At 57.7% G+C, this 20757-nt stretch carries 15 protein-coding genes and 1 pseudogene; 10 read left to right on the forward strand and 6 right to left on the reverse strand.

The window, feature by feature from the left end:
• The first annotated feature begins 292 nt into the window (after positions 1 to 292).
• The 3 genes and pseudogenes from MLD24_RS19840 (at position 293) to MLD24_RS19850 (ending at position 3042) form a co-directional block, all read left to right on the forward strand.
• Positions 293 to 1393 (forward strand): response regulator, encoded by a 1101-nt coding sequence (locus MLD24_RS19840; RefSeq protein WP_248168815.1) that lies wholly within the window; start codon positions 293 to 295, stop codon positions 1391 to 1393.
• Positions 1394 to 1441: 48 nt separating this feature from the next.
• Positions 1442 to 1906, forward strand: a pseudogene (locus MLD24_RS19845) (PAS domain-containing protein); the annotation flags it as partial.
• A gap of 137 nt (positions 1907 to 2043) precedes the next feature.
• Positions 2044 to 3042, forward strand: coding sequence for a CobW family GTP-binding protein (locus tag MLD24_RS19850; protein WP_248168818.1), 999 nt, complete (start codon positions 2044 to 2046; stop codon positions 3040 to 3042).
• A gap of 249 nt (positions 3043 to 3291) precedes the next feature.
• On the opposite strand, the gene MLD24_RS19855 is transcribed toward MLD24_RS19850, so the two are convergent.
• From MLD24_RS19855 to MLD24_RS19880, 6 genes are all read right to left on the reverse strand, one after another.
• On the reverse strand, positions 3292 to 3660 hold the full coding sequence (locus MLD24_RS19855) for a histone-like nucleoid-structuring protein, MvaT/MvaU family (RefSeq protein ID WP_227171717.1): 369 nt from the start codon (positions 3658 to 3660) through the stop codon (positions 3292 to 3294).
• A 290-nt stretch (positions 3661 to 3950) separates the two neighbouring features.
• Positions 3951 to 5213, reverse strand: a complete 1263-nt coding sequence (tviB, locus tag MLD24_RS19860) for a Vi polysaccharide biosynthesis UDP-N-acetylglucosamine C-6 dehydrogenase TviB (RefSeq protein ID WP_248168820.1) — start codon at positions 5211 to 5213, stop codon at positions 3951 to 3953.
• A gap of 133 nt (positions 5214 to 5346) precedes the next feature.
• Positions 5347 to 6348 carry an MraY family glycosyltransferase gene (locus MLD24_RS19865; protein WP_248168822.1) on the reverse strand — a complete coding sequence of 334 codons (1002 nt, stop codon included), beginning with the start codon at positions 6346 to 6348 and terminating at the stop codon, positions 5347 to 5349.
• Between the two features lie 20 nt (positions 6349 to 6368).
• The gene (locus MLD24_RS19870) at positions 6369 to 7394 is read right to left on the reverse strand and encodes an NAD-dependent epimerase/dehydratase family protein (RefSeq protein WP_248168824.1); all 1026 of its coding nucleotides are present in this window, start codon (positions 7392 to 7394) and stop codon (positions 6369 to 6371) included.
• Positions 7358 to 8158, reverse strand: coding sequence for a glycosyltransferase family 2 protein (locus MLD24_RS19875; protein WP_248168826.1), 801 nt, complete (start codon positions 8156 to 8158; stop codon positions 7358 to 7360). Before MLD24_RS19875 ends, MLD24_RS19870 begins: the two co-directional genes overlap by 37 nt.
• A gap of 29 nt (positions 8159 to 8187) precedes the next feature.
• Positions 8188 to 10185, reverse strand: a complete 1998-nt coding sequence (locus MLD24_RS19880; protein ID WP_248168827.1) for a polysaccharide biosynthesis protein — start codon at positions 10183 to 10185, stop codon at positions 8188 to 8190.
• A gap of 504 nt (positions 10186 to 10689) precedes the next feature.
• Here MLD24_RS19880 and MLD24_RS19885 point away from each other — a divergent pair.
• The 7 genes from MLD24_RS19885 (at position 10690) to MLD24_RS19915 (ending at position 20746) form a co-directional block, all read left to right on the forward strand.
• Complete coding sequence (locus tag MLD24_RS19885; RefSeq protein ID WP_248168829.1) at positions 10690 to 14268, forward strand: glycosyltransferase; 3579 nt, start codon at positions 10690 to 10692, stop codon at positions 14266 to 14268.
• Positions 14265 to 15071, forward strand: coding sequence for an ABC transporter permease (locus tag MLD24_RS19890; protein WP_248168831.1), 807 nt, complete (start codon positions 14265 to 14267; stop codon positions 15069 to 15071). Before MLD24_RS19885 ends, MLD24_RS19890 begins: the two co-directional genes overlap by 4 nt.
• Positions 15072 to 15138: 67 nt before the next feature.
• Positions 15139 to 16386, forward strand: a complete 1248-nt coding sequence (locus MLD24_RS19895; RefSeq protein WP_248168832.1) for an ABC transporter ATP-binding protein — start codon at positions 15139 to 15141, stop codon at positions 16384 to 16386.
• Positions 16383 to 17297, forward strand: coding sequence for an NAD-dependent epimerase/dehydratase family protein (locus MLD24_RS19900; RefSeq protein ID WP_248168834.1), 915 nt, complete (start codon positions 16383 to 16385; stop codon positions 17295 to 17297). Before MLD24_RS19895 ends, MLD24_RS19900 begins: the two co-directional genes overlap by 4 nt.
• 77 nt (positions 17298 to 17374) lie before the next feature.
• A complete protein-coding gene (locus tag MLD24_RS19905) occupies positions 17375 to 19297 on the forward strand; it encodes a hypothetical protein (RefSeq protein ID WP_248168836.1) in 1923 nt (640 codons plus the stop codon).
• Positions 19297 to 20355: a glycosyltransferase family 2 protein gene (locus MLD24_RS19910; protein WP_248168838.1), complete on the forward strand. Its 1059-nt coding sequence runs from the start codon at positions 19297 to 19299 to the stop codon at positions 20353 to 20355. Before MLD24_RS19905 ends, MLD24_RS19910 begins: the two co-directional genes overlap by 1 nt.
• Complete coding sequence (locus tag MLD24_RS19915; RefSeq protein WP_248168840.1) at positions 20342 to 20746, forward strand: GtrA family protein; 405 nt, start codon at positions 20342 to 20344, stop codon at positions 20744 to 20746. Before MLD24_RS19910 ends, MLD24_RS19915 begins: the two co-directional genes overlap by 14 nt.
• The last annotated feature ends 11 nt before the right edge of the window (positions 20747 to 20757 follow it).

Raw genomic sequence — 20757 nt, forward strand, 5'->3', positions numbered from 1 at the left:
GCTGCCCCGTCGGGGAAACAGCATCCTGCCCGGTTACACAAAGCGACTGTTTGTAATTTTTTGTTGCCGCAGGCGCACTATACCCAGGTCGCCAGGACCAAATGAGTGAGGCAGATCACAGCAAGCCTGCTCGTGACGGTTTTCCGTCGAAATCATGACTCACGTCTCATTCCCCATAAGTTTCATGGACTTGGCACATATGTACCGTTGCGGGCAGAATCCTTTCAGGAGCACCCGCAGGCACGGCTGCTATACTCGGGAGAAATTCAGACAGTCACCGGCGTGGGTGGGTATGGCGCTTCGAATCCTGATATGTGACGACTCCGCAATGGCCAGAAAGCAGATGGCCCGGGCCCTGCCCGCCGACTGGGCAATGGATGTGCACTTCGCCAAGCACGGCGTCGACGCTCTGTCGCAATTGCGGGGCCAGGAGTGGGATCTGCTCTTCCTGGATCTCAACATGCCGGAGCTGGACGGCTATGGCGTGCTGGAAGCCATCGCACAGGAAGACCTCCCGGTGATGACCGTGGTGGTCTCCGGGGACATCCAGCCCGAGGCGCGGGCAAGGGTGTTGAAACTGGGGGCGCTGGAGTTTATCCGCAAGCCCACCGACCCTGAACGTATCGCAGCCCTGCTCCAGGATTACGGCATCTACCGGCCTGACGAGGACGCTCCGGAGTCAGCACCGGAGATACCTTCGCAGCCAACCCCTGAGTCACCGTCCGCCGAGGCATCGTCCACCAAGACATCCTCCAGCGAGACAACAGCCCCCGAGATACAACCCAACGATGCGGATGGCGCCGGCTCCGTCGACCTGAACGGCTACCTTCAGGAGATCGCCAACGTTGCCATGGGTCAGGCGTCGGACCTGCTGGCGCGATTACTGGGCACCTTCATTCGCCAGCCCATTCCCAAGGTTGACCGTCTCGCCCGTTCAGAGCTGTACATGGCCATCTCCGCCGCTGACGACAGCGACACCTATTCCGCGGTGTGTCAGGGCTTTACCGGTGCCGGACTTGCAGGCGAAGCGCTGTTGCTGTTTTCAGACAGCAGCATCCAGAACATGGCGTCGCTGCTGGGCTACCGCGACAGCGGTCAGACCGTTGCCATAGAGGTGTTGATGGACCTGTCCGGCATTCTGTTCGGCGCATTTCTGAAAGGCTTTGGCACCCAGCTCAACCTGTCACTGGGGCTGGGCCACCCGACACTACTGGGCCAACACCAACGGATCAACGAACTGCTGGAGTATCACGGCCAGCATCAGGAGCACCTGCTGTGCATTGAGATCCGCTACGAGATCGAAGGCCATGATCTGCACTGCGATCTGCTGGTGGTCCTGACCGAAGACTCGGTACCGTTTCTGGAACAATCCCTGCAGTACCTAAGCGATTGAACCGCAAGACAGCCAAAACACAGCCCCAGAACAACGACGAGGCGCATCATGACCACACCTACATCTGAGCTGCAGGACTTCCACTGGCTGGCAGACATGGTGGAATCGATTGAAGTGGGACTGGTGGTGGTGGATCTCGCCGGTCAGGTTCAGGCCTGGAATGGATTCATGGAGCATCACAGCGGCTTTACTGCCAGCCAGGTTCACGACCGCAGCCTGTTCGAGCTGTTCCCCGACCTGCCGGAAACCTGGCTCCGCCGCAAGATTGATACCGTGGTCACTCTGCGCACTCGCGCCTTCACCTCCTGGGAGCAGCGGGCCTGGGTCTTCCCCTTCCGCAATCCCCGCCCCATCACCGGCACCGAACCGCTGATGTACCAGAACCTCACCATCAGTCCCCTGTCCGGCACCGATGGCCAGGTCCAGAAAGTCTGTCTGATGGTGTACGACGTCACCGACGTGGCCTCCACCAAACTCGCGCTGCAACAGGCCAACGAGAAACTGGCGGCGCTGGAGAGCCGTTGATTCGGGAGCCACGTATGACGAGCCTCTGATTAACTCCAGCTCGATTCCTTGAAGCGAGCCATTCTACTGCACCCACGAAAATGTTATAACGTTTCAGTTTTAGTGATAGGCGCAATAGAGCATTCATGGCAACCTCCCCCATTCCAACCAATCTGATCTTCGGCACCCTCGGTGTTGGCAAGACCACCACCATCCAGCATCTGCTGAAACAGAAACCTGATGACGAACGCTGGGCCGTGCTGGTCAATGAGTTTGGCGAAGTCGGTATCGACGGCAGCCTGCTGGCCGAGCAAGGCGCCCACATACGCGAGGTGCCTGGCGGCTGCATGTGCTGTGTCGCAGGCCTGCCTATGCAGATCGGCCTCAACCGGCTGATCCACGAGGCACAACCAGACCGGCTGCTGATCGAGCCAACGGGCCTGGGCCATCCCCATCAGATTCTGCAGATTCTCGGCAACGAGCATTATCAGGATGTGCTCAGGCTCGGCCCGGTGATTACGCTGGTGGACCCGCGCAAACTGGATGACCCACGTTTTCAGGACCACGAACTGTTTCAGGCCCAGGTGCAGGCAGCGGATATCCTGGTCGCCAACAAAACGGACCAGTGCACGCATCTGCAACTGAACAGCTTCGAACGTTGGGCCGCAGATCAACTCCCTGCCAAACGCCAGTACCTGAGCACGTACCAGGGACAGCTTCAGACACACTGGCTTGAGGGGCACCACGGCGATGCCTTGCTGCCGCCCCCCAGCCCACAACACCACCACGGACACAGCCATCACAACCACCACGAGCCCGAACCACTTGCCAGTTTGCAGGTGCAGCCCTGGCAAGTCCGAAACAATCAGGGGCAGGGTTACTTCAGTGTGGGTTGGTACATCGCCCCCGAGGTTCAGTTCCGCGAAACCGAACTGCTGGCCTGGCTGCGGCAAGCCAAAGTTGAACGTTGCAAAGGTCTGCTGCACACCTCTGGCGGCTGGTGCAGCATCAATATGGCGGATGGGGTTTTGTCAGTGGCACGCCTGGAACAGGCCAAGGCATCAAGGCTGGAATTGATTACCCACCAGCAACTGGATGCGGAAGCCCTGGACAAGGCTCTGCGGGCATTGAGCGTGCCAAACTGACAACCCTTACAGGGTCAGGGCAAAAGATCAGAAAAGAGAAGAGAAGAATAAAAAAGGGGCGCCCTCAACAGACGCCCCTTATTTTGCTTAGCTCGCAGAGTCAGTTCGGCTTGCTACCTGGTTGAACCTTACCCGGGTATTGCACAAATCGGTGCTCCGGGCTGCAGCCTCCGAGATCGGAACGCTGCTTTCAGGTTATAGCGCCAGGCAAACCAAACCTTCGGCAATGCATTATTGCCGATTTCGCGCTCAGGCTTCCTGCCAGCTGTGAACCGCGTCTTTACCGTACTTGTCACGCCATTCATTCAACGTCTTGTGGTTACCACCGCGGGTTTTCACGGTTTCGCCAGTGTGCGGGTTACGGTAAGTCTTCATCGGACGCTTGGCACGGGTGCCGGTACCAGCGTCTGCTTTACCGCCGCCAATGGCCGGATCGATGGCGTTGAGAATCTGAAGTACGTGCTTCGGTGACTTTTCATATTCCTTCATGAGATCCCGAACCTTGTCTTCGAACTCCAGCTCTTTTTTCAGAGCCTGGTCCTGTTCCAGTTGACGCAGTTCTTCGGAGAGCTTTTCCATAAGCTGTTTCTTTTGATAGTAGTCGTTAATCTTAGCCATTGAAGGAAACCTTATCCAAAGTGATTATAGAATTTACTCTCAACGGCAGTAATTATAGAAAGACTTTCTTAAAATAAAAGTCCTAATGTTCGAAAAAATGAAAATTGGTAGATTAAATTCTGTAAATCGGTAACGAAAAGCATCCGGCTGCAGGTCATTAGTAGCATATCTGAAATCCCGTTTCATGGGACAAATCCAGTTGGCCGGCTCACATACCGTCACTCTCAAATAGCTTCACTCCGAGCGGACCGACTGAAACAGTCGATCCGAAACCACGGGTGACCGGCAGCTTACAAACGCAGGTCCGCCATACCTAACGGGTAGATGCCTTTCATATCATACAGAATGCCATCATTCTTTAGCAGCCTACGCAGTGAGTCCGGAGACATCTCCGCGTAATCTCGATGAGGGACCGCAACCACCACGGCGTCATAGTCCGCTTCATCAGGTAACGGCTTCAATTTAATGCCATATTCCTGCTGCGCCTCATCCGCATCGGCCCAGCTGTCAACAACATCAACCTGACACCCAAATTCACGGAGTTCATTAACCACATCAATAACACGGGTATTACGAAGATCGGGACAATTTTCCTTGAAGGAAAGTCCCATGATCAATACCTGCGCATTGGCTACGGCCTGCCCAGCACGAATCATGCTCTTTACCAGAGCCGATGCCACATAGGCTCCCATGTTGTCGTTAACACGTCGTCCGGCCAATATGATCTCGGGATGGTAACCAACCGCCTGGGCTTTGTGGGTGAGGTAATAAGGGTCAACCCCGATGCAGTGCCCTCCCACCAGGCCCGGCTTGAAAGGCAGAAAGTTCCACTTGGTGGCGGCCGCAGCGAGGACTTCCTGGGTATCAATGTTCAGACGGGAGAAAATCATGGCCAGCTCATTCATCAGGGCGATGTTGAGATCACGCTGGGTATTCTCGATAACCTTGGCTGCCTCGGCGACTTTAATGGAGCTGGCTTTGTGGGTGCCCGCGGTAATCACACTGGCATAAAGCGCGTCCACTTCCTCAGCTATTTCTGCGGTAGAGCCAGAAGTCACTTTGAGGATATTGGTAATACGGTGTTCACGATCACCCGGATTGATACGCTCAGGACTGTAACCGACAAAGAAATCCTGATTGAACTGAAGCCCGGATTCCCGCTCAAGTACCGGTACACAAACTTCCTCCGTCGCACCCGGGTATACCGTTGACTCAAAGATCACAATGGCACCTCTGGGCATGACGGCACCAACGGTTTCACTGGCACGTACGAGCGGGGTCAGATCAGGCGCCTTGAACTCATCGATGGGGGTAGGCACCGTCACGATGAAAATATCGCAGTCAGCCAGCTCCTGAACCTGATCGGTAAACGTCAACTGATCCGCAGCGGCCAATTCGGCGGCAGCGACTTCGAGGGTGTGATCCTTACCGGAGCGGAGTTCGGCAATACGCTGCTGGTTGATGTCAAATCCTACCACCGATCGATGGCCACCAAACGCCACGGCCAGGGGCAGGCCCACATAGCCCAGCCCGACTACCGCAATCTTCTTCATGAAACGCCTCTACTGTCTCAGCCCATTGCCCACTCCAGGTTCGGGGAGACTCGAAACACAGTCAGACGTTCCCCGGGAATGGCATCAAAGCGCGAATCATAGCATGGGCCTTAAACAGACGGGAAAGCGCGTTTCAGGGAGCTTCCGGCATCTCCTGTGCGGCTTCATTCCCTGCCTTCAACAGCCAGGCCAGCACCAACAGCGGCACGTACGCCAGAGCCAGAGCGACCGGCCCGGTCAACCACTGCAACTGAACCGCGGCCGCCAGGGGCAGCAACCAGACAAAGTTGATGACCAGCACCGCCACCACCACCGGGCGGTGGCCACCAAAGCGGCGGGACGCGTACTGATAGGCATGGCTGCGATGGGCAACGTGGGGCGGCTTGCCGGCCAGCACCCGGCGAGCGAGGGTCAGGCTGGCATCGGTCGCAAACACCGCCGGCAGGATCAGACAGGCCCAGAACAGCGACTGACCGAACAACGGGACGCCAAGGTCCAGCTCCCGCAGCAGCAACGCCCCCAGCACCAGCCCCAGCAAACCACTGCCAACGTCACCAAGGAACAGTCGCGCCGGCGGCGCATTCCAGGGCAGGAAGCCACCGACGCAGAACCCCACCAGAAACGCCACCAGCGCCAACTCTAGGGCTCCTGACAGCAGCCCCAGAAGCCCGATGCCGCAGCACAGGAACACCGCTTCGGATGCCGCCAGGGCATCAATGCCATCCATGAAGTTGTACAGGTTCAGGAACCAGACCAGCGCCACCACCGCTACCAGTCCCTGCCCCCAGGCCAGCAGGGATGAAGGCGGGGCCAACCCGGCAACCAGCCAGATAACTGCGGAAAAGTGAACCAGCAACCGCCAACGAGCCGGCACATGGTGGTGATCATCCCACCAGCCAATCCCCGCCACCGCAAACGCCGGTGGCAACAGCCACCACAACCAGCTGACGTCCGCACTGCCCTGCCACACCAGCCCCGGCAACCCCAGGAGCAGACCTGCCAGGATGGCAACGCCTCCTCCCCGGGGCGTGGGAATCGCGTGGGAGCTGCGTTGGCCGGGGATGTCGATAATATTGCGGGTCAGTGCGTAATGCCGGACAAGGCCGGTCAGCACCACCACAACGAAGGCAGACATCGTAAAAAGCGTAACCACACTCAACATTCCGATCCCTTGTCGTTACTGCCCAATGCCAGTAATGCATTTTCCTTGGTTATCGGAGGAGTCCACCGCAAACATTCCCGGAAGTAACTTCCATCCACTTCAAGTGACCCAAGCAACTGCTCCGCCTGCCCGGATTTACCCAAATAAGTCAAACCACCACGTATCCACTTCGGAGGGAATGGAAATAGCGCAAACCTGCGCTCACCAGCTAAAGCTCGCACCAGGTGCGCCGTCGATAGAGTAAGATCATCGGCCAGAAGAAAAGAACGGTTATCCGCGTTACCATGCACCAACGCCAACAGTAGGGCATCAACGAGATTGTCGATGTATATAAAGCTGCGCCGATTCTTTACCGTCGCCAGTGGCAGAGGCAGGCGGCGGTGAATCCAGGTCCGCAACAGTCGGATGTTGCCTGGCGCTTCAGACCCAAGAACCAAAGGCGATCGGAGGACAACGAACCGGGTTGACGAGCCCCGACAGGCCGCACGAACACATTGCTCCGCCTCCCATTTGGACACTGAATAGGGATCATCCGGTGCTGCAGCGTCAGTGTCTCTCAGCACATCACGATGACGCCCCAGAACCCCCACGGTACTCAGCAGAACAAACTTGCGCACGCCGGATTGCACACAACTTCGAATTAATCCCTCCGTTGCATCCCGGTTCACAGCCTGGCATAGACTGGCATGGTTTACGCCGACTTCGCGACCAATCCTGTGTGCACGGGCGGCCAGGTGCATCACCCCATCAACCCCTGAGAGCACAGCTGCCCAATTGGTATGAGCGTTGAAGTCGCCGACAACCACCTGCTCAATCTCCGGGGAAAGCCCAGAGATAGTGCGCCGGACGGCTACACGGATTCGGGTCTGCGGGAAGGCGTGCTGCAACGCTTGCAGCAACCGACGACCAACAAAGCCGCTGGCACCGGTGACAAGAAGGGTTGAAAAAGTCTCAGCATCGTCCAGCGACAGCGCCGACCACCTCACAGAGCCCGGCGATACTTGTTGCGGGTGTTCCATGCATATCTCAAACAATAGAAAAAGGACGTTGCCACTCCCAACTTCTCCTGGTCGCGATAGATCCGCCAGAAGAACCCCAACACCCGCCAGGCAGACGAGGAAACCGATCCAGCACGTACGCAATATCGCGCCAGTGGCTGCGAGATGCCCCTGATCTCGTGGCCTTTCGATGTCAGGGACAACCAGAGCGCATAATCTTCATGGCCACACACCGGAAACCGGGCATCGGCAAACAGCGAGCGATCAAACATGACCGTCAAACACCCTGCGGTGTTTTCCGAAAGCAAATCAGAATGACCTGCCTTGTCCGGCGGCACAAAACACCCGGTCTGGTTACCGAAGGTACTATAGGCCGTACAGCTGATCGCCCACCCTTCCCTCTCCATCGCGGCGACTTGCGTGGCCAACTTCTCAGGGAGCCACTGGTCATCGGCATCCAGAAATGCCTGATAGCGTCCGGAAGATTCCGCCATGGCATGATTACGAGGAATCGCAGGCCCTCCCGAGGGCGACGTCAGAGCAATGACTCGAATGCGCTCATCTTGGCTGGCCTGGACCTTGGCTATCGCAAGGGTCTGATCGCTGGAACCATCATCAACAATCAAAAGCTCCCAGTGAGGATAGGTTTGCGAACGCACCGACGCGACGGCCTCCGCCAGAGTCTCCTCAGCGTTATAGGCCGGCATGGCGATGCTTACCAGAGGCTGTTGTTGGGATAGGGGTTTGGGAGCGGCGTTCATGGCCGCAAGGATATCAGCAGTCAACCGACAAGTTCACTCCCGGCATTCACACGTTAACCGGCCGCATCGCGCCCAGCTTTAAACGGTCGCACATTGTCGGGTAATTCATTCGCCAGCGCTGCCAGCTCAGAGGTCGTACTTTCAGCGGAATCGGGCCTGGACGCTGGTGCATACCCCAGAGGTGCATCCACCAATAACTGAATGATTCGCGCCACATCAAAGCCATGGCTGGCCTTACTCAACTGCTCCAGCAGATCAGCAACAAAGTGCCAGGACTCTGCGTGCTCCCGAGCCATCATAATTCGAGGATGGCGGGTTCCCTGGGGGTCATTGCCGATGAGCAGCTCTTCGAACAGTTTTTCCCCGGGACGCAGCCCGGTGTAGACCACCTCGATATCGCCGCCGGCGTTGGCCAGTGAGACCTCAGTCAACCCCATCAGGTGAATCATCTTGCGAGCCAGATCCGCAATCTTGACCGGCTCGCCCATATCCAGCACAAAGACTTCCCCTCCGTTGGCCATGGTTCCGGCCTGCAACACCAACTGGGCGGCCTCGGGGATGGTCATGAAATAACGGGTAATATCGGGATGGGTAACAGTGACTGGGCCACCTTCGCGAATCTGCTCGCGAAACAGCGGCACCACGGAACCGGACGACCCGAGCACGTTACCGAACCGCACCATCGTAAACACCGTGCTCTGCTGCCTGGCCGATAACGCCTGCAACACCAGCTCCGCCAGTCGTTTGGTGGCCCCCATCACATTTGAGGGTCGTACCGCTTTATCCGTGGAGATCAGCACAAATCGCGACACGCCAGCTTCAATGGCCGCCTCCGCCGTGTACCAGGTACCGAACACATTGTTCTGCACCCCTTCAATCACGTTCTCTTCCACCAGTGGCACATGCTTATAGGCCGCTGCGTGATAGACAACCTCAACGTCATACTGACTCATCACCGACACACATCGGCGTCGGTGCAGGACACTGCCGAGCACGGGCTTGAGTTCAATATCCAAACGCTCGGAGTCCGCCAGCCCCTGCAACTCCCGCTCAATCTGATACAACGCGTACTCAGACTGCTCAAACAGCACCAGGGTTCGCGGACGCTGTCGAATAATCTGCCGGCACAACTCGGCACCGATGGAACCTCCCGCCCCGGTTACCATCACCGAGCGCCCCTGCAGGCCTTCGGAGAGCAGCGCTTTATCGACGGCCACCGGTGATCGCCCAAGCAGGTCCTCAATGTCCAGGTCCCGGATGTCGCTGACCCGAACCCGCCCGGACACCAGGCCAGACACGGAAGGCACCGCCTGAACCGGCACCGAAAGCGTTTCCAGACGATTGAGGATTTGCTGCCGGAACCTGAGGCCACTTAGGCCGTCTTTCTCGGATGGGCTGCGACGCTCTGCGTCTTCCGAATCCAACGCCAGCAGAACCTTTTTCAGGCCAAGTTCACGTACCACACGTTCTGCGTGGCTGATATTGAACACGGGAATGGCAGATACCAGGGAGAAATGGCCGGATGGTTCAAGCGTAAAAAACGCCGCCGGCCGAAACTCGGTGCCGTGCGCCAACGCGGATGCCAACTGCCGTGCGGTTTCACCGACGCCGACGATGCCTACGGGCTCTTTATTGCGATTCCCGGGCCGGTTGATCAAAGCTCTAACGCCCAGCCTGGTGCCACCAACAAACAGAAACGCCAGGGCTCCATATACCACCAGCACAATCGAAGGTAGCGGCGTGCCAACAACCTTGCTGAATGCCCACAGCCAAGCCACGGATGTCAGGGCGCCGGCACTGATGGTGAGGATGGCACGATCGCTGAGAAATCGCAGAACGGCCCGATAGAGCCCGAGCCTGACAAACACCAGCACAGTAGCAATGACGGTCAGACCATAGACGGCCGCACCTTCCCAGTCGGGGGGCAAGTAGAAAATGCCATGATGAAGAGAAACCGATGCCCAGAGAGCAAAGCCCAGAGCCACCGCGTCGGATGCGACCGTCAATAACCTTTTGGTCAGCCTGGGGAGCTGAAGAAACCGTTCGAACATGGATACCCTTGTAGACCCGCCTCGTTCCTGACGACAAACGCTGCCGCTCTCAGTTGCAAAAAACTGACATCAGAGAAAACAGCGGGGAAAACGCATTTTTGGGAATATTATCACAAATACCCCCCAAAACATCCGCAAGGTGATCAAACTACAGCCAATTTAGTTACATTTCAGCAAGATTTCGAGAAATTTCTTCAAAATGACTGATGTTTTCGTCGCAATCGCAGCGATTTATTTCACACGGTCGGCCTCACTCCCTTCCCCCTGCAGCCTACCGCCAGGGTCATCAACCTGTTGGTCAGGAAGTCATTTCCTGAAACCGGGCGGTCAACGCCATCAATAGTGGATTAAACGTCATTATAGCAACTTACCGAAACAACCTCAGATCATCGCCTGTGCCGCCAGAAGCGGTTATCGCCGGAACCGCATCAATGGTAATATGCACCGCTTTTCAGCCCCCTAGTTTCATATGGCTGCAACATCTTTGGAGTAACCGGAATCCCCATGACCACTGGCTTCTACAGGCAATTCGAAGAGTCCCATCGCGGAAGCGAGGATACGATTACCGAGAAACTTTCGGTGTATGCGCCAGCGTTGGAGTTACTGGAGGAGCTACTTCCAGGTAGCGCTGCGGTTGATCTCGGATGCGGTCGTGGGGAATGGCTTAAGTTAGTTGGGCAATATGGATTAAAGGCCCGGGGTATCGACACAGACCGCGATATGCTTGCAGCCTGCAAACAAAAGGGTCTCGACGTCGTAAATGCTGATGCCATCGATTTTCTTAAGAGCACAGAGGACAATTCTCTTGGTCTGGTTTCAGCTTTCCACCTGGTTGAGCACATACCCTTCGATGCGCTGAATGACCTGCTCCAACAAGCCCACAGGGCTCTGAAACCCGGTGGTTTACTGATTCTGGAAACGCCTAATCCGGAAAACCCGCTGATTGGGTCCTGCTATTTCTACATGGACCCGACTCATATCAAGCCCCTCCCGCCCGCACTACTGAAGTTCGCAACAGAGTTCAGCGGGTTTGAAACCACCACGGTTTGGCGCCTGAATGAAGCAGACAACCTGAGGCACCAGGCACCCTCGCTATACACAGTCATGCGAGATGCCAGCCCAGACTATGCCATCCTTGCCCAGAAACCCGGCCATGAGGGAGCGGAGAACGCCTTTCTGCCATTAGCTAAAGAAAGTAAAGGCATCACACTTGAAGAGCTCGCAACACGCTTTGATAACCATCACCGCGAAACAACTGATCGACTCGCCAAGGAAACCACGCATCTGGGCCATCAATTAACGGCCAGCCTCGAGGGTCTGCTGGAACGACAGAACCAGCAGACCAAGCGAGACGAGGAACACAGGCTACTCACCGCAGAGCACCAGAAACTGATGGCGCACCATGCGCAGCTGCTGCAAGACTACCGTCACCTGTTGGATAGCCATGAACAGAAATTGCGTGCACTGTCGGTACTGACACGGATACTGCAGCCCCTGCATTACCGATATGTCCGGGAGCGTGAACGGTTTCGTCAGCTTCGCCACTCTGCCAGGACCAGGCTTTTCTACCAGTGGCAGTTGATCAAGCTCATGCGCCTGTTCGGCATGACACATCAGGCCAGTCGCATGGCCAAACGTATCGGACTGACAGCGAGCGGCGACTCACTTGGTGGCTTCGGTGGCAGCGATGAGACCCCCACGGGCCCGATGCCAGACAGTCTCAAACCCGCTACGATTCGGTCAATCACCCATGAATTTAGCGACAGAACAGCGCCGTCATCAGATCAGAAGCTGGCCATCTGCATAGAAGGCCACTTCAGTGGCTCCTACAGCCTGGCAGCAGTCAATCGTCACCTGGCAGTAGCGTTGCTTGAAACCGGCCACACCAAGTTGTGCCTGCTGCCCAGGGAAGGCGAACGCACCGATGCCATCCAAGATGCTCCAAGCCAACAACTGAGCCGATTGCAGCCTCTGGTCAGCACATCCGGGTGTGAGGGTGATGTGGCGATCTACCATCACTTCCCGGTCGTGGAGAATCCCGACCCTGCTCAGGGCCTGCCAGTTCTGGTGTTCTTCTGGGAGGAGTCTCGCGTCCCTCCTGAGACCATTGAACAGATCAACGAGAATTATCGAGGTGTGCTGGTGATGAGCTGGCTGGTGCGAAAAGCACTGATCGACTCCGGATGCTATCGTCCAATTGCCTTGGTACCACTGCCACTGGACGATGGCCGCGCGCAGCCGCTGCCGGCGAAGACCGATGCTCCGCTGCGATTCCTGCACGTCTCTTCCTGTTTTCCACGCAAAGGGGCCGACGTCCTGCTGGACGCTTTTGCCACGCTGCTGGAGCGCCACAAGGATCTGGAACTGGTCATCAAAACCTTTCCCAATCCCCACAACGATACCGAGGCGCAACTGGCCGAACGGGTACCGGCGGCGCTTCAGTCCAGAATCACCCTGATTCAGGAAGACTACGACGACAACGCCATGGAGTCGCTGTATCAGGAAGCCTCGGCGATGGTATTGCCTACCCGAGGCGAGGGCCTGAACCTGCCGGCGATTGAAGCTATCCGGCATGGGCTGCCGGTTGTTACCACTGGCTATGGTGCACACACCGACTTCCTGACTGGCGATGGCGCCAGACTGGTCAATTATCGCTTTGCCCCCTCCGGCTCACACCTCAAAACCCCAGGCTCGTTGTGGGTGAACCCGGACGTCAACGACCTCATTGCACAGTGCGAAACGGTCATTGAACAGCTTCGAAATAATCAGTTGCCAGCGTCAATGGCCGAAACCCAGGCACGGATCACCGAGCAATTCTTTAGCGACAATGCCCGCCACCGACTGCATGCTGGGCTGCAACACCTGCTGGATTTTGACGCCCAGGCAGAAGCACCAAATCCATCCGTCACCCTCATCAGCACCTGGGGCGAAGCCTGCGGAATCGCGGAGTACAGTCGCTATCTGGCACAGACCCTGATAGCACAGGGAACGCCGGTATCAGTCCTCGCTCCCAGCCATCTGCTGGCACCCGGTGAAGCCCCGCTTGCCGACCAGCTCCAGAGCCTGAGGCCTGCCTGGGAACAGCAAGGCACCTTGCGCCTGGCGGAACTGTCCCAGGCACCAGAAGCCCTGTGGCTGCAGTACCACCCCGGCTTCTTCCCGCTGGACGAGAGCGTCAGCCGGGCGATCGCCGAGGCGACCCGGCAAGGCCGCGCTCGCTTTATCACCCTGCACGCAACCCTGCCGCTGCTGGACTTGCCAGAGGAACGCCGTCGCCAGACCGCCGACACCCTGAATCAGTTTTATCGGGTGATCGTGCATACACCTTCTGACATGAACAACCTCAAGCAGCTCGGCGTTATAGACAACCTCGCCCTGCTACCCCAGGGCGTCGCGCGAGTCACCAAAACCCGGGAAGAATCCAGCGACGCACGTCCCTTTACCGTGGGCGGCTTTGGCTTCCTGTTTCCCCACAAGGGCATTCTTGAGCTCATCGATGCTTTTGCAGCTTTTGTGAAGCAGACTCCCGATGCCAAAGATGCTCGCCTGCTGCTGCTGAACAGCGAACACCCCAGCCCAGGTTCGGGCCACTATCGCCAACTTTGCCAGCAACGATTGCAAAAACATGGCCTGGAAGATCGAACAGAATTCTGCACAGAGTTTCTGGAAGAGGCCGACATGACCCAACGGCTGGCAGGCTGCGACCTGCTGATTCTGCCTTACCGCGAAACCCCGGAGTCCAGCAGTGCCGCAGTTCGTACCGCGGTTGCCAGTTGTGACACGGTTGCGGTCACCCCGGCGCGGATATTCTCGGAAGTCCGGCAGGCAACTCTCACGCTGCCCGGATTTGACAGTCACGACATCACCCAGCTGATCCAGGCTACCTGGCATGGCGATAACGCAGATCAACTGAAAGGGGTCCACCAAGCCCGCGCCAACTGGCTTGCCGAACACGACTGGCACCGGGTAGCCGGCCGCCATCGCGCCTTGCTGCAAGCGGCTGACACCGACTGCCGCTGGCTCACGGGGCTCCGCGACGTGAGCGTTTCCACCGCAACCGAAATCGAGGATACCGGCGCATGACGGACCGTTTGTTCGCCGTCGCGCGCTACTGGTGGAGCTATCGCTACTTCGTCCGCAGCGCCATTCGAAATGACCTGAAAGCACGGTACGCCCGCAGCAAGCTGGGTTTGCTTTGGGCACTGGTGCAGCCGCTCGCGATGGTACTGATCTACACCCTGATCCTGTCGCATCTAATGGCGGCCAAGCTCCCGGCAACTTCAACGGTTTACGCCTACCCCATCTACCTGATGTCCGGCATGTTGGCATGGACATTGTTCTCAGAGTCGCTGGCGCGCGGGCTTGGGATCTTCGTTGAGCAGGGAGAACTGATCAAGAAGGTCGCATTCCCCCGAGCCTTGCTGCCAATCATCGCCTTCGGCAGCGCCAGCATTAATGGACTGGCCCTGCTTTCGATGATGCTGGTGGTGTTCCTTTTTCTTGGCCACTGGCCAACCCTTCACAGCCTGTGGGTACCGGCAATGTTCGTGCTCACCGTCTGGTTTGGCCTGTCCATCGGGCTATTGCTGGGCCTGATGAACGTGTTCTTCCGCGACATCAACCAGGCCGTGCCCGTTATCCTGCAGTTTCTGTTCTGGCTGACGCCCATTGTCTACGCCGTACCCATGCTCCCGGTGGAATACCACGGCTATTTTGACTGGAACCCTGTCGCCAAGCTGACCGCCGCCTTCCAGGACGTGATTCTTTACCAGGGCAATCCGGCCGAGTGGCATCTGCTCATGATTGCCGGGATCGCCTTACTGTTCACCGCTCTCAGCGCGGGCCTGTACCTGCGGGTACGCCATGAACTGGCGGACCACCTATGAGCAGATTGTCAGCACCCTACGGCCGCAGAACGACAATGGCATTTCAGAACCATCAGGCACTAGAAGCATGAGCGTACTCATCAGCGTTGAAAATCTCGGTAAGGCCTTTCGTAGCTACCCCAACGCCAGGCAGCGCATCAAAAGCTGGCTGGGCCTGCCCACTCACAACGTGCAGGATGTGTGGGTTCTTCGACACCTGAACTTTGAGGTCTACTCCGGGGAAGCTGTCGGCCTGATTGGGGAAAACGGCGCGGGTAAAAGCACGTTACTGAAAATGATCGCCGGCACCCTGGCGCCAACTGAGGGGCAAATTCAGTTGTTTGGTGAGGTTCGGGCCATTCTGGAGTTGGGCATGGGCTTCAACGGCGAGTTCACCGGTCGCGAAAATGCCCGCCATGGCCTGAGCATGATGGGGCTGAGTGCCGAAGAGGCTGAGGCTCTGTTACCTGAGGTTGAAGCCTTCGCCGAAGTGGGCGAGTATTTCGACCGCCCCCTTCGCACCTACTCCAGCGGAATGCAGATGCGGGTAACGTTCGCAGTCGCCACAGCCCGACGCCCCCAGGTGTTGATTGTCGATGAGGCCCTGGCGGTAGGTGACGCCTATTTCCAGCACAAAAGCTTCGAGAAGATTCGGGAGATGCAGCAGGCTGGCACCACCCTACTGATCGTTTCACACGACCGTGGCGCCATCCAGCGGATCTGTGATCGGGTGATCCTGCTGGAGAACGGCCAGATCAGCCGGGAAGGCGAGCCAGAAGCCATCATGGACTACTACAATGCCATGCTCGCGAACAAGGGAAATGAACGCCACAGCGTCGAGAGCGAGATGCGGGAGGATGGCCGTGTCGCCACCACCTCTGGTACAGGGGAGGCTGAGATTACCACCGTCGAACTGCGAGACGCCGACGAGGGCACACCAGTGGAAGTGGCAACCGTCGGCCAGACTCTGGAACTGGTGGTGACTGTGGCCATTCATGACCCCGTGGAAGAACTGGTCATTGGCTACGTCATCAAGGATCGCCTGCGCCAGGACGTGTTTGGGACCAATACCCACTACCTCAAGGCGGTGCGTTCAGACCTGAAGCCAGGTCAAACGCTCAACTACCGATTTCGCTTTCCCTGCCACCTGGGCGAAGGCAGCTACTCGTTCTCGGTTGCGGCTCACGCCGACGATACTCACGTCCGCCAGAACTATCACTGGCGTGATCTTGCCTGCACCTTTGAGGTGGTTAACGCCCAGCAGGACCGATTCCTTGGCGTGGCCTGGCTACCTCCGGCATTGAGCATCGAGCAGAACCATGGAGACTCACAATGACTGACGCACCCCATGTACTGGTCACCGGCGCCAGTGGTTTTACCGGTGACCACCTGATACCCGCCCTGCAACAGCGTGGCTACCGGGTGACCGGCACAGGCCATCATGATCTGCCTGCCGCGCAGATTCGGGCAATGGACCTGACCGACCCGGCGCAGGTCCGTGAGGTCGTCAATGAGGCCAAACCGGACTATGTGATCCATCTGGCGGCACTGTCATTTGTTGCTCATCCAACCCCGGAGGATTTCTACCGGGTCAATACCCTTGGCACCGAACACCTTCTGGCCGCATTGTCAGAGCTGCCGACGGCTCCTCGCAAAGTCATTCTGGCCAGCACCTCCAACGTCTATGGCAACCGCGACCTGCCGGTGCTGGATGAAAGCCTGTGCCCTGCCCCGGTCAATCACTACGGCATCAGTAAACTGGCCATGGAACATCTGGCGGCCAACTGGTACTCGCGATTACAGATTCTGATTACCCGACCATTCAACTACACCGGGCCGGGACAACACCCACGCTTTCTGGTGCCCAAGATGGTCCAGCATCTGGCCGAAAGAGCCCAGACCATCGAACTGGGAAACCTGGACGTCGCCAGGGACATCTCCGATGTACGCGACATTGCCCAGGCCTACATCGCCCTGCTGGAAAGCGATGCCCACAGCCAGGCCGTCAACCTGTGCTCAGGACGGACCATTCAGCTGCGCCAGTTGATGGAGACCTTATGCGAGTTGGCAGGCTACCAGATAAACATAGAGGTCAATCCGGCGTTTGTTCGCCGTAATGAGATTCCCAGCCTGCAAGGAGATCGTCGTCGGCTGGAATCGCTGATCAAAGCGCCCCCACTGCGCCCGCTGGAAGACACGCTCAAAGATATGCTGCACACGGCCATCAGCAAAAACACAACCCCATAACCCAAACCGGTTTATCAGAACCGCCCAGAATCCAGGCGATTATGGGGCTACCCGCAGACTCGTAACAGGTACATCAGGTGTTAGGTAAAGGAAAGGACGCTCGCTGGCCAATCACCGGCGGCATATTGCTGTTGGTTATTGTTCAGGTCACCCAGTTTGCCATTGGCTATCGGCTCACCGCCGACGATGCCATGTTCCTGCAGTATGTCTGGCAGGGATGGGACCATGTCTGGGCTGAAGCCGCACGGATGGCCGAATTCAGCGGTCGAATTGGTCACTACCTGATGACACCGCTCAATGTCCTGGGCGCCCTCTGGGCGGGAGATCCAGTCAGCCGCTGGCTGATGGTACTGGGGCATTTTGGGGTGATGGCCCTGTTCGCCTGCTATTTCAGCGCCTTGGTGGCGCGAGGCAGTTGGCGCGTCTGTGCGTTGTTGATGCTCACCTTCCTGGCCCTGCACCCGCTGGCCTACGAGCACATGCCGCCAAACGCCTATCCGCTCCAGAACACGGTCCCGTTCCTGATTGTCCTGTTTGCACGGTTACACCTCTGGCGAAGACCGAACCTCTCACTCGGCGCTCAGTTCGGCCTCTGCCTTGTCAGCGGTCTCGCCATGCTGGTCAGTGAGTTCGTGTTCCTATTAACAACGGCCTTGCTGGCCGCCGAGCACCTTGCCAACACGGCCTTTCCCCAGCCGGCCTCACCACAGCAACGCCTTTTGGGGATTCCTGTGCGAACTCGCGCCCTGGTCCGGGATCTCGCCCTGGTCATCACCGTGTTCGCCATCTATCTGGGCTACCGCTTCCATCACCCATCCCAGTATGAGGGCAATACCCCGAGCGGACTGGCCCATCCCTATCGGTTCTGGCTGACCTCGGTCTATCACGTTTTTGCCGGTACCGCCTTCTTCCGGCTGCCAGATGTCGAACTTGCCTCCGTGGCCCGGTTCAGCTGGGCCATCGCCACTATCGTGGGCATTATCAGTGCCACCTGCTCAGCCTGGCTGCTCCGCCAGCTGCCACTTCGCTCGGCCAGGGTAGCCTTGGCAATGATGATCATTGCCTGCTGCCTGATGCTTTACATCGCGTTTCCTTTGGCTTCAACCGCACGCCAACAACTCTGGTGCCTGGAGCTCGGTACCTGTGGCTATCTGGATAGCCGGGTTTCCTATCTTGGCATTGGCGCCATTGCCTATGCCCTGGCGATCTTGCTGCTCAGGACCGCCGATGGCCAACTCTGGCTCAGACGGGGAATCATCGCCCTTATGGCTCTGTTCATTGGCGTTGTCGCGGCCATGAACCACGCGGCCAATTCGCGGATGGCAGAACGCATGGCTCAGAACGTCATCCCCTGGAAGCACGCCGATGAACTCGCCTGTGATTCTGGTACGGACAGCCCCCTCAGTACCCCGAAGATGGCAGCGATCGATCCGAATCAAGCAATCACGATGCACGCAGGTACGAATCGAAGAATATTCTGGCTGCAGTACATGAACGCCCACCGAGCCTCCGGTGCCTGTGGGAAAAGCCCAGCATTGGATACGCAGTCCGCCTTGGTCGACCGTGGGTACACAAGCTTCGAATCTAACGCCCCTGTACCAAACGGTACTCTGGCAAACGGCTGGTCTCAGCGCGAAACCTGGGGGGTATGGAGTGACGGCACAAGCTCAACCATAGTCGTGCCGCCTGCTCCACCCAAAGCCCGAACGCTACGGGTTCGCTTTCAGTTATTCTGGGGGCCATCCGTCAACCAACAAACCATTCAGGTTTATCTGAATAACGAGCTCTATGAGCGCTGGCCTATGGTTCCAAACCAAAGTGATTGCTGTGTTCGTGATATACACGTGCCCAGCGATCTATCGCTGGCCGGGCCCGGACGGCCGGAGATTCGTCTGGAATACAGCCATACCCGGATTCCCGGATTCCCAGGTGAAGGTGGCGATGTGCGACACCTGGCGCTCGGATTGCACTCATTGGAATGGATAGAAGAGGAACCGTAATGTCGGTAACGAGCCCGCACCCGGTCACCATCAGTCTGGTGGTACCGGTATTCAATGAAGAAGCTTCCATCCCGCTGTTCATTGACGCCTTCCTGAACGCCCGCAGCGCCTGGCCGTTCCACAGCGAGGTCACCTTCGTGAACGACGGCTCATCAGACAGCTCACTGGCCCTGATGCGGTACTTTGCCGCACAGCATGAGTTTGTCCACTATGTGTCGCTGTCGCGAAATTTCGGCAAGGAAGTTGCCCTTTCCGCCGGCATGGACCATGCCCGAGGCGACGCTGTCATCCTGATGGATGTGGATCTCCAGCACCCGTTCAACGCCATTGAGAGCTTTGTGGATGTGTGGCAGAACGAAGGCGTTGAAATGGTCTACGGCGTGCGCAATCAGGACAACGAAGAAACGCCACTGAAACAATGGACGTCCCGCCAGTTCTACCGGTTCTTCAACATGATGGCACACACTCCCCTGCCGGAAGGCGGTGGCGATTTCCGACTGTTGGACCGCCGTGTAGTCGAAGCCCTGCGCAGCCTGCCAGAACGAAACCGCTTTATGAAAGGCTTGTACGCCTGGGTCGGTTTCACGACCCGTGCCGTGCCCTACCAGCAGCCCGCCAGAGTCGCTGGCACCACCACCTTCAACTACTGGAAACTCTGGAATTTCGCCCTCGACGGCATAGTCAGCTTTTCCACCTGGCCATTGCGGGTCTGGTCCTACATTGGTGTTGGTGTCGCCCTGCTGGCTTTCCTTTACGGACTCTACGTGGTGCTCAGCACCCTGCTCTGGGGGAGCGACGTGCCAGGCTATGCCTCATTGGCCGCCGGCGTGATGTTCCTTGGGGGGATGCAACTGATGTCCATTGGGGTGCTGGGTGAATACCTGGGACGGCTCTTTATCGAATCCAAGGCACGCCCTCTTTACATCGTGGCGGAAAGCAGTCCTGCCAACCATTCAACCTCAGTTTCTACGGATGACAACCGCCACGCCCAACCAGCCAGCCCAGCCGGCAAGCAACCCGTCGTTAACAACAGTGAAAAACAGCATGCAACTGAGTAATCTGCGTGAAAGGTGGCAACCTCTGGCCGCTCAATTGATGCGCTTTGGCCTGGTTGGGCTGGCCGCTACGGCGGTGCATCTTGGCATGGCCTGGTTGGCCCTGTGGCAGTGGCCGGACGCCTCCCCCTTTCTGGTCAACCTGGTGGCGTTCCTGGTGGCCTTCCAGGTGTCGTTCTGGGGGCACTCCCGCTTTACCTTTCGTCAGAGTGGAAGTCCCTGGCGATTCTTTGCGGTCACGTTGGGGGGATTTGGAATCAATAACGGATTGCTGTGGGTATTTCTGACCCTGGAGATCACATCCGCGTTTTTGTCGATTTGTCTGTCGGTACTGCTGGTACCGCTGTTTGTGTTTGTGGCTTCGCGCATGTGGGTATTCTCAGGCGCCCGGTAGAGTCGGGCGCC

Source organism: Marinobacter xestospongiae (assembly GCF_023156385.1).
GTDB classification, from domain to species: domain Bacteria; phylum Pseudomonadota; class Gammaproteobacteria; order Pseudomonadales; family Oleiphilaceae; genus Marinobacter; species Marinobacter xestospongiae.

Bases quoted from the DNA above. Each gene is read 5' to 3' on its own strand.
- MLD24_RS19840 (WP_248168815.1), top strand. From the start codon at position 293: ATGGCGCTTCGAATCCTGATATGTGACGACTCCGCAATGGCCAGAAAG.
- MLD24_RS19850 (WP_248168818.1), top strand. From the start codon at position 2,044: ATGGCAACCTCCCCCATTCCAACCAATCTGATCTTCGGCACCCTCGGT.
- MLD24_RS19855 (WP_227171717.1), bottom strand. From the start codon at position 3,660: ATGGCTAAGATTAACGACTACTATCAAAAGAAACAGCTTATGGAAAAG.
- tviB (WP_248168820.1), bottom strand. From the start codon at position 5,213: ATGAAGAAGATTGCGGTAGTCGGGCTGGGCTATGTGGGCCTGCCCCTG.
- MLD24_RS19865 (WP_248168822.1), bottom strand. From the start codon at position 6,348: ATGTCTGCCTTCGTTGTGGTGGTGCTGACCGGCCTTGTCCGGCATTAC.
- MLD24_RS19870 (WP_248168824.1), bottom strand. From the start codon at position 7,394: ATGGAACACCCGCAACAAGTATCGCCGGGCTCTGTGAGGTGGTCGGCG.
- MLD24_RS19880 (WP_248168827.1), bottom strand. From the start codon at position 10,185: ATGTTCGAACGGTTTCTTCAGCTCCCCAGGCTGACCAAAAGGTTATTG.
- MLD24_RS19885 (WP_248168829.1), top strand. From the start codon at position 10,690: ATGACCACTGGCTTCTACAGGCAATTCGAAGAGTCCCATCGCGGAAGC.
- MLD24_RS19890 (WP_248168831.1), top strand. From the start codon at position 14,265: ATGACGGACCGTTTGTTCGCCGTCGCGCGCTACTGGTGGAGCTATCGC.
- MLD24_RS19895 (WP_248168832.1), top strand. From the start codon at position 15,139: ATGAGCGTACTCATCAGCGTTGAAAATCTCGGTAAGGCCTTTCGTAGC.
- MLD24_RS19900 (WP_248168834.1), top strand. From the start codon at position 16,383: ATGACTGACGCACCCCATGTACTGGTCACCGGCGCCAGTGGTTTTACC.
- MLD24_RS19910 (WP_248168838.1), top strand. From the start codon at position 19,297: ATGTCGGTAACGAGCCCGCACCCGGTCACCATCAGTCTGGTGGTACCG.
- MLD24_RS19915 (WP_248168840.1), top strand. From the start codon at position 20,342: ATGCAACTGAGTAATCTGCGTGAAAGGTGGCAACCTCTGGCCGCTCAA.